At 49.6% G+C, this 9,452-nt stretch carries 6 protein-coding genes and 1 pseudogene; 5 read left to right on the top strand and 2 right to left on the bottom strand.

Going from position 1 to position 9,452, the window contains the following annotated elements; all coding sequences use genetic code 11:
- The 3 genes and pseudogenes from HMPREF9538_RS30830 to HMPREF9538_RS30825 all read left to right on the top strand — a co-directional run.
- Positions 1-545: pseudogene (locus HMPREF9538_RS30830) on the top strand (replication endonuclease); the annotation flags it as partial.
- 127 nt (positions 546-672) lie between these two features.
- Positions 673-1,812, top strand: coding sequence for an AAA family ATPase (locus tag HMPREF9538_RS00520; protein ID WP_004213102.1), 1,140 nt, complete (start codon positions 673-675; stop codon positions 1,810-1,812).
- Positions 1,813-1,823: 11 nt separating this feature from the next.
- Positions 1,824-4,046: a S8 family peptidase gene (locus HMPREF9538_RS30825; RefSeq protein ID WP_004213103.1), complete on the top strand. Its 2,223-nt coding sequence runs from the start codon at positions 1,824-1,826 to the stop codon at positions 4,044-4,046.
- Between the two features lie 567 nt (positions 4,047-4,613).
- On the opposite strand, the gene HMPREF9538_RS00525 is transcribed toward HMPREF9538_RS30825, so the two are convergent.
- Complete coding sequence (locus HMPREF9538_RS00525) at positions 4,614-5,675, bottom strand: phage portal protein (protein WP_009486490.1); 1,062 nt, start codon at positions 5,673-5,675, stop codon at positions 4,614-4,616.
- The gene (locus tag HMPREF9538_RS00530) at positions 5,669-7,396 is read right to left on the bottom strand and encodes a terminase large subunit domain-containing protein (protein ID WP_009486489.1); all 1,728 of its coding nucleotides are present in this window, start codon (positions 7,394-7,396) and stop codon (positions 5,669-5,671) included. The genes HMPREF9538_RS00525 and HMPREF9538_RS00530 overlap by 7 nt, the downstream gene beginning before the upstream one ends.
- Positions 7,397-7,552: 156 nt before the next feature.
- Here HMPREF9538_RS00530 and HMPREF9538_RS00535 point away from each other — a divergent pair, with 156 nt between their 5' ends.
- Positions 7,553-8,392 (top strand): GPO family capsid scaffolding protein, encoded by an 840-nt coding sequence (locus HMPREF9538_RS00535; protein ID WP_009486488.1) that lies wholly within the window; start codon positions 7,553-7,555, stop codon positions 8,390-8,392.
- 9 nt (positions 8,393-8,401) lie between these two features.
- The gene (locus HMPREF9538_RS00540) at positions 8,402-9,436 is read left to right on the top strand and encodes a phage major capsid protein, P2 family (RefSeq protein ID WP_004213107.1); all 1,035 of its coding nucleotides are present in this window, start codon (positions 8,402-8,404) and stop codon (positions 9,434-9,436) included.
- Positions 9,437-9,452: the final 16 nt, after the last annotated feature.

The following is a 9,452-nucleotide window of genomic DNA, read 5'->3' as shown; positions in this document are numbered from 1 at the left end:
AGGTTAAAAAACGAACAAATCAGCATCCCGGTTCACCGCCATTAATGACAGTGCCAGATGAGCGGGAAGAGCCTGAACAGTTCGAGATTGGTCAGTTAACACGCGAACAGCGAAAACAAGTGTTGGGAGGTATCCATACCCACAAACAGCAGCGGCATAAATCCCCCGCCGATGAGTTTGAGGCGCTGGCGTACAGCATTACCGTCGGCGACTGTACCGAATATGACACCCGCAGGGCAGAAAGCTATCTCAAGGCCGCCCAGGAAATTAGGCGGAGAGAGCAGGTTTTATCACCGGAAATCGCCGGACTGGCGGGCTTAGTTCAGTCATGGGCGAAAATGAAGAAGGTGCTGATCAGTAAACCGCAGACCTTACAGCTGGCACGCGGCAATGAAGTGACGGTGCTGGATACGGTATATCGCGCACATCCGGTTACTGGTGAGCTGTTAGTTACGGGGGTGGACATACACTGGCGAAAAACTCTAGCGAAGCACAAGGCGGACACTCTGATTAACCGTTGGCGTCAGGCGGCTAGGGAAGTGTGATTCACAAATCATACTGTGATTTTATATAGGATTACGCTTTCATGTTCGGATGATAAGTGCAATACTATTAAAATAGTCCGGAATGTGTTTTTATTTTTTTGTTGTATATCAGGAGGTTGTGATTCCCATGGGCGATTTAAGCGGCATTCAGTCTGATTTAGCCCAGCTGGTTAGGCTGGTGATAGCCGAACAATATGATGATGTTAGGTTGTATGTCGCTCGTTTAGTTCGTAAGTATCGTGACTCATCACCTGAATTGGCGGCTCAGCTTGATCAATACTTGCGTTCGAAACCTGCGAACAGCCACAACAGCTTGCGTAAGGCATCTAGCCCCACGCACACAGTTTCCCCACAGCCTTTGCCTGTGGATGATGAATCGCGATTAAGTCTACTGAAGACGCCAGTTCTGAAAGATGAACTTGAAAAACCTGTACTTTCGGAAAAAAATGAATCGGTATTAGACAGGCTCATACTCGAGCGCAAAAGTATCCAACGGTTAAACGACTTGGGATTGTCACCGACGCGATCTGCAATTTTCGTAGGTCCTCCAGGGGTGGGCAAAACTTTAACGGCAGCTTGGTTGGCAAAACAACTCAATGTGCCATTTTATATCCTTGATTTAACTGCTGTTATGAGTAGTTATCTTGGCAAAAGCGGTAATAATTTGCGAGCAGCATTAGATTACGCAAAGAAAAAACCATGCGTATTATTACTTGATGAAATTGATTCGATAGCTAAAAAACGTAGCGACGACTCTGACATTGGTGAACTCAAGAGACTAGTAACAGTCATCTTACAGGAAGTTGATGAATGGCCGACAAATTCTTTATTGTTGGCGGCCACAAATCACGAGGAGTTGATCGATCCTGCATTATGGCGCCGCTTCGATATGATAGTTAACTTCGAGAAACCAGATGCTGCAAGTATTTCTGATGCGTTAAGAAGGTTTTCAGGGCCTGATTTTGCAATGTTTTCACGCTGGGTTGATATTTTGACCTTAACGTTTAAAAATGAATCATTTAGCAACATTGAAAAAGAAGTAAATAAATTCCGTAGAGCAGTGGCATTAGGGATTGCATCTGATCAGGAATTAATTGAAGAGTTTATAAAAAGTAGGATTTCTCTATTGGAACGTACTGAGAAGCTGGAGGTGGCTTTAAGCCTCAGTAAAGAGACAAAGCTCTCACAGCATTCTATCTCAGATATTACCGGGGTTAGTCGAGATACTATCCGTAAACATCGTGCCTCTGAGGGCACAGTTGCATAAAAGGAACGGTAATGGCTACTAATTTTTTAATAGGTCGCGGTGAATTGCTGGCAAGTGCTGTTGTTGGCCCTCGACGCGGAATGGATAAATCAGAGGTTTACACTTTTGCTGAAGCAAAGCAGAGATTAATACCTCAAGTTGAACAAGCAACATCTGATTTGGATGATTTGCCAGCTGTTGCTTGCCCAAATGATTTTGCTGTAGCTACTTTAACACTTAACCCTAGTTATATTGCTCGTTCTTTTTTTCCGGATACTTTACTCCGGGAAAATAACCTGCAATCAATAGGAAGTAAGACTGTTAAAATTAAGCCTGACGGTTGGAAACGCAAAGCCGAAGTGACAGAGTTTCCAACTACCCAAATTTTTGTGGCGGGTAAACGCTCTTCTTTCAAAAATATAATTCCATGGGTACAGTCTTTAGACGATGGTAGTGACGAAGCGATAGACTTCGCACGAATTGAAATGTTTTCTGCTTATAAGCCAGAAGAAAGAATAGTCCCCTTTAGCAATAGGGAAGCCGGCGAGTTCTTCGAGGTTGGCATACATCTTTTACCGAGTAACAATAGTGACCTAGTTCAATCAGCGTTTATGGGTTATGCCGAAGATAATGGCATTACTCTTTACTCAGAGCTTTCTTTTACGGCGGGTAATCTTTGGTTTGTCCCCGTTCAGTGCGGTCAAGAAAAAATCGAGACTTTATCCTTATTTACATTTGTTAGGGTAATTCGCCCCGTACCTCCCCTGCGCGGTATTCGTCCAATACAAAGAGCCTCGGGTGTTAAAATTCAAACATTATTACCCAGCGATCCACCTGTAAGTGATTTAAGAGTAGCTATTTTAGATGGTGGTCTGCCTAAACAACACTCAATACAGAAATGGCTTAATTCATATCGAGTTATGGATGATGGTGCTTCGGATGATAGCGATGCGTTACAGCATGGCCTCGCAGTAACATCAGCGTTTCTTTTTGGCCCCTTAAAAGCCAGAACCATGGCCCCTCGACCATATTCTTATGTTGATCACTTGAGGGTTTTAGATGCCGACATCTGTAATGAACATCCTCTTGAACTTTATAGAACTCTAGGGTTGATTGAAGAGGTTCTTCTTTCTAGACAGTATCAATTCATTAACTTAAGTTTAGGGCCTAATTTGCCTATTGAGGATTCAGAAGTTCATGCATGGACTTCTGTGATCGATGATCTGCTCAGCGATGGTGAAACGCTGATGACAATCGCTGTAGGAAATAATGGTGAGATGGATAAAGAGTCTGGCAATGCTAGAATTCAAGTACCTGCTGACTCAGTGAATGGTCTTTCTATTGGTGCAGCCAATTCTACAGACTCTAACAAATGGGCGCGATCCTCATATAGTGCTATGGGGCCTGGAAGAAGCCCTGGAGTTATTAAACCTGACTTAGTTACTTTCGGTGGTGAAGAGCGTGAATATTTTCACGTTCTAACTGACGATACAAATCCAGTAATCGCACCTCAAATGGGTACAAGTTTTGCCGCTCCATATGCATTACGTACAGCGGTTGGAATCAAAGCTCTTTTAGGTGGAGATCTAACAACATTGGCGATCAAAGCGCTTATGATTCATTCATGTTCTCAAAAAGATTATTCTCATGCAGAAGTTGGTTGGGGAAAACTACCTGAAAATATTAATGATATAATTGTAAGTCCCAATGGAGTAGCCAGAATCGTGTATCAAGGAGAATTGAAACCTGGCAAATACCTGAGGGCAGCATTACCAATACCAGATGGCGGTCTTAATGGTATGGTGAACCTAACTGCAACCTTTTGTTTTTCAACTTCTGTTGATCCTCAGGATTCAGCATCTTACACAAAAGCAGGACTCGAAATATCGTTCCGACCTGATGAGAGTAAGAAAAAACAAGGTGCTCAGAATGCTGACACCAAAGGTTTTTTTGAACTAAAAAAATATGCCAATGAGCAGGAGCGTCGCTCTGATATGGGCAAGTGGGAGACAGTGCTACATGCATCAAAAAGTATGCGTGGCACTTCTCTAAATAAACCTGTATTCGATATTCATTATAATGCGAGGCAAGGCGGAGGGGCGATACAAGGTAATAAAGCTGAGAAAATTAAATATGCATTGATACTTACGATAACTGCAAATAAACATCCGGATCTGTATAACGATATATTACGAAGTTATAACCAGATCTTGGCACCCATTCAGCCTCAAGCAACTATACCTGTCAGAACTTGATTATCCATCAAAAAGCCTCATGTTTGAGGCTTTTTTATTAACACTGCACAGAGAGGGATTGGGTCGGTATTATCTGCGTCGTATCGGGTATTGGGTTGAGACACTAGAAAAGCCCCTGCCAGCGGGCTGCTGAGGGGCTCACGTGCAGTGTAGCCAGTTGTGGTCATGTTGGCCGTTCCTCGTCTTTTTCTTTCTTGCACAATAGTGCGCAGATTTGCACAATTTTTTTGATATACTTTTTCCTTTTTAGGCCCATGCAAGGTGCGGTCTGAGGCCGGTTTGGTATATGCACGAAAAATGGAAGGGTAGCTGCGCGCAGGTGACGGGGGGCAAGCCCCCGCAAACGGGTCAGGGTAGGGAAGGCGGAAGAATACGCAATTTCACGGGTTCTGAGTCACGGTGAGCGGTGATTTTAGGTAGAGGCATGCCTCTCGCGCAGGCAAAAAGCAGCGACGCGCAGAGGGGCGCTGATGCGGGATTCTTTAAGCAGTAAAGATGAGGCCAGCGAAAACGCTGGCCTGGTATAGATGGCTGATGTTGTTTAAAGAAACTGAATTTTTTTGGCGGTTATTTCTCAGGGGTAAGCAACGCATATGGGTTGAAACGGATCACCTCTTCTCCTAGCCACTCGTTGACCACCTTCAGAGCCTCCATTACTGGCGTCAGCTCGTTGATAGCGTAGACCCGTGCGGCCTTCTCGATATCCCCAAACGATCCATTTCCTGCTGGCATGGCGCCCATCAGCTGCGGTGGGATACGGTGCGCCGCGAGTATGTCGTCCCTGGTGGCGTTCTTAATGTTGATAAACTCATCTTTCGCCGTGATCTGTTGAAACGGCAGGATCTGAACGCCATCCTTGCCGCCTCCTGGCGCATGCAGCAGTACGTTTTTAAATGCCCCTTTCCCGCGAGCGCCGGTCAACGTTTCTTTGACTGTTTTCATGCTTTTATCGTCAATTTGTCCCGCGCCGATATAGACAATGCATCCCGCGTGGGAGCCGTTGTCGTAATACAGCTTGCGGAACATATCAGCGGAGTGTGACAAACTGGCCGCCAGCAGCGCTGCCATATATTCGGGCATGCCGTAGACCTCCTGATTAATGTCAGGATTTAGAACGTGACACACTGAACCCGGTTTAAACGAGTGTTCCTCTTTCCAGCGCCGGATGAACCAGTATTGATCGAGATCCGTACTCCCACGCCGGGTGTATTTCGCCAGTGAATGCCGGAAGGGAAGTAGCCCGCCCAGGCGATTGCGCGGTAGTTCAAGGTAGGCATTGCCAAACGTGAACCAGTCCAGCGCGAAGGCTGAGAAGGTTTGACGGTTGAGCAGCTTGTGCGGGATAAAACAGCCGGTGAGCACATTACGTTTGAAGTACAGGGCAGACTCATGCCAGGCGCTCTGGCGCGGAGCTTTAGCCAGCCCATAAAAATCTACCGGTGTTTCATAGTATCGCCCGTTATCTAGGCAATAGAGATTGTCCAGCAAATCGGCCATATCACGCACGGGATAAGGGCCATCAAAGCTGAACGCTGTCAACGCGGGATCGGCCTTCAGTGACTCCGCAATGTCAGAACCGGCGGTGCTGGCTATCGGCTTTTTACCGTATTTCTTTTTCACAGTTACCATCCCATTGCGAAACCACCGCCGCCACTTTCCTGGCCCAACGGTTCATTAATAATCGAAAGCATGGTTGCCCACGCCATATCACCATGGCTTACGCCGCGCGATCGGTCAGTTTCGTAAGTGATGAAACCGCCGGGCGTAACAACTTTGCGAACAGCGTTAAAGGCTCTGACCAGGCCCTGCTCGCTGCGGTCATATTCCCAGCGGCCGGCGCGGATGACCTGCAACATTTTGAGGACAAGGGCGCGCTTGGAAGAGAGGCTCATCTGGTAGCAAATAGCCGCCGGGAACCAGTTTTTAACAATCTGCCAGACCGCCTCCCCGACGCCTTGTCCGTCGATGGCGATGTGAGTGACGTTGTAGCGCTCGGCAGCCTCTTTGATGACCGCCGCCTGCTGCTCAAACTCCAGCCCTCGCAGTTGCTTCAATTCAACCGTGCGAAACCGACCGCCAGCCACAAGGGGAGGGACCGTCACGGACAGAGCACCGGCATCACCATTGCCGCTGCCGCCGTTGGCGTCGTAGCCCAGCCACACTTCACGTTGGCCCATAGGGCGACTGGCGAACGGTTTCCAGTCGGGCCAGTCGTCATACCCGTCAGCGCCGCACCCCAGTAACTGGCTAAGATTGAACGCGCTTTCGCCGTCTTTGACGAACTCGCACATGTACAGGTTTTCAAATTCATCAGGGCTGTTTTCGTCCCGGATTTCATCAATGTCGGTGTAGTCCCAGCCGTTATTGATAGCATCCTGAATAGTGACGATTTGCCGCCACGTTTTGTCCGGGTAAAGCACGCCGCTATGGGTTTTCTTCCAGGACACGTCAAAGTCAACGCGCTGCGCTTTAGGCCGTTTCGCATTCCATCGATCGCCGGTCCAGAACTGATAGGCTTCATGGCTTTCGCTGGATGGAGTAGAGAAGTAAGTACGCGTTAAGCCTTTAAGTGTTGCCATGGCGCCGGCGACCTTACGCAGGTTGATAAAGTTTCCTGTCCAGAAAAACTCATCAAATCGCAGGTGGCCGGTGTACGACTGCGCCGTCGCCGCCGACGTACCGAGAAAATGCAGCTCTGCGCCGTTTGACAGCGTGATTTGCTCGCCGCCTTTAAGTTCGACGTCCACCTCTTCAGCCGCTTTGCGGATGAAGTTGCGGAACTGTAGCGCCTGCTTTCGTGATGCTGACAGAAAGATTTGGTTGCGCTGGTAGTCGTGCTTAACGTCTGTTCTCAGTGCGCCCAGCAATGCCTCGCGGGCAAAGTACCAGGTAGCGCCAATCTGCCGTGATTTGAGGATCATCCGGTTACGCTGATCTCGTTGTTCGTACCAGCCGCGCTGATGCCATGCGAGAGAGTCGAGAATTTTTAAGCGCAACGCCTCGATCTGCTCCTCGGAGAAGTGGTTTTTCTTCTTGCGACGACTGGTTTTTTTTACGCCGCTGATAGTGGAGGCCTGCCCGGTATCCAGCTTTTTCAACTGCCGGGTTAACAGATCAATCTCTTTGAAATCGCCACTGGTTTTATTGTCTTTCGCGCTCAACTGGCAGAGACGGGTATCAATGGATTGCGTCACCCGTTTGATGGGCGTTGTGTCATCCCATGCGTCGCGCTTTTTCCACGAATAAACCGTGTTTGAGTTGATACCCATGAGTCGCGAAATTTCGGCGGGCGGGTAACCCTGCCAGTAGAGCTGCTTTGCCCTCAATCGAATAAACGCATCCTGAATCATCACTTCCCCCTTTTGAGCAGGGAGATTACCTGCGCGCGATCCTCGCGGCTCGGGCTTTCAGGTCTGGCCGTTCTCCGACAACAAAACCGCGTGGCGCCGGGCTTTCAGGCTCTGCGATGATGCAGCGACTGACATTAATCAACAGGATAAAACGACATGGCCAGCACGACTAAACCCGCCCGCAAAAAGTTTCGCGTTGCGGTTTCCGGCGCTACCGTTGACGGGCGCGAGATCCAGCCGCAGCACCTCCGCGATGCGGCGGCGAGCTACAACCCGGCCGTTTACGGCGCCCGCGTGAACGTGGAGCACTATCTCTCCATGCTTCCTGACAGCAATTTTGGCGCCATGGGGGATGTTGTTGCTTTAAGCGCGGAGGATATCACCGAAGGGCCGCTGGCCGGTCGTACGGCGCTCTATGCCGAGATCGACGCTTCGGCACGAATGAAGCAGCTCACCGATGAAGGAAAAAAAATCTATTCCAGTATTGAGCTGCATCCGCAGTTTGCCCTTAACGGTAAGGCGTATGTGGTCGGCCTGGCGATGACGGACACCCCGGCAAGTCTGGGGACTGAGCGCCTTAAATTTGCCGCGCAGCAGCGCGCGCAGGTGATGGCCTTCAATAACCAGCAGATCGAGGCGCCGCTGTTCTCTGATGCGCTTGAAGCTGAAGTGATCGAATTGGCAGCTCATCGCAGCGAGGAGGGCGTCAACTGGTTCAACCGAGTGATGGGCATCCTTGGCAAAGGCCAGAAAACCGACGATCAGCGTTTCAGTCAGTTGCATCAGGTTGTTGAAGCCGTTGCTCAATCTCAGGCAGACCAGATTGACCGGTTCAGAGCCCTGGAACAGGAACGCCAACAGGATAAAGCCACCATTCAGCAACTGACCAGTGAACTTAACGAGCTGCGCGGTCAGCTTCAGCTCCAGCCCGCAGAAAATTACAGCGCACGACCGGCGGCAACCGGCAACAGCAGCGCGCAGCTTGCAGACTTCTAAGAGGTAACCATGGAAAACCAGACCCGCGAACTATTTGATAAGTACATTGTGCGCCAGGCACATCTGAACGGTGTCTCACCCTCAGCCGTTGCCAATCGTTTCAGCGTCGATCCGACTATCCAGCAAAAACTGGAACAGGCCGCCATGGAGTCGGATGACTTCATGAAGCTGGTTAACCACTTTGGGGTTAAAGAGCAGGAAGGGCAGAAAGTAAAAATTGGCAGTAAGGGACCGATGGCGAGCACCAATAACAGCTCGGACGGCACCAACCGCCGTAACCCTGCACCGAACCATAACAAAGAGCCGCAGAACTACCACTGCCGCAAAACCAACTATGACTATGCGCTTTCATATGCGGAGCTGGACGCGTGGGCCGGTCACCCTGAATTTCAGTCATTAATCAGTAATGCGATGGCTCGTCAGTTGGGGCTGGATCGCCAGATGATTGGCTTTAATGGCACGCATTACTCTGAAAACTCCGACCGCACGACCTACCCGTTATTGCAGGATTGCGGCGTTGGCTGGCTGCAAAAAATCCGCAATGAAGCGCCGCAGCGCATTATGCCGGGTATCACGCTGACTTCCCGTGATGAGAATAACGCGGTGATTGCGTCTGGCACATACGGCAATATTGACGCCGCCGTGCTTGATGCGCGCCACAGCCTTATGGATCCCTGGTTCCGCCGCGCTCCCGGCCTGGTGACTGTGCTCTCGTCCGATCTGCTGTTGAAAGTGAACCTGCCGAAAGTGAACGCGCTCAGCCAGACCAATCCGAATACCGAACTTCTGGCCGCGCAGCTCATTGTCAGCCAGGAAAAGATCGGCGGCCTGCCGACGGTCTTTGTCCCGGGCATTCCTGAAGACGTCGTGCTCATCACCAACCTGAAAAACCTCTCTGTGTATTACCAGAAAGGCTCCCTGCGTCGCTCTATCCGCGAAGAGCCGCACTACAACCGCGTGGCGACTTACCAGTCCAGCAATGATGACTATGTCATTGAAGAGTACGGCATGATTGCCATGATCGACGGCGTGACATTCGCCTGATAATCCCCATCACATG

The sequence above is a fragment of the Klebsiella sp. MS 92-3 genome (assembly GCF_000195655.1).
Lineage (GTDB): Bacteria > Pseudomonadota > Gammaproteobacteria > Enterobacterales > Enterobacteriaceae > Klebsiella > Klebsiella pneumoniae.
This window is presented reverse-complemented; position numbering and strand designations above follow the sequence as displayed.

Coding starts and splice junctions, on each gene's coding strand:
- HMPREF9538_RS00520 (WP_004213102.1), top strand. CDS start 673: ATGGGCGATTTAAGCGGCATTCAGTCTGATTTAGCCCAGCTGGTTAGG.
- HMPREF9538_RS30825 (WP_004213103.1), top strand. CDS start 1,824: ATGGCTACTAATTTTTTAATAGGTCGCGGTGAATTGCTGGCAAGTGCT.
- HMPREF9538_RS00525 (WP_009486490.1), bottom strand. CDS start 5,675: ATGGTAACTGTGAAAAAGAAATACGGTAAAAAGCCGATAGCCAGCACC.
- HMPREF9538_RS00530 (WP_009486489.1), bottom strand. CDS start 7,396: ATGATTCAGGATGCGTTTATTCGATTGAGGGCAAAGCAGCTCTACTGG.
- HMPREF9538_RS00535 (WP_009486488.1), top strand. CDS start 7,553: ATGGCCAGCACGACTAAACCCGCCCGCAAAAAGTTTCGCGTTGCGGTT.
- HMPREF9538_RS00540 (WP_004213107.1), top strand. CDS start 8,402: ATGGAAAACCAGACCCGCGAACTATTTGATAAGTACATTGTGCGCCAG.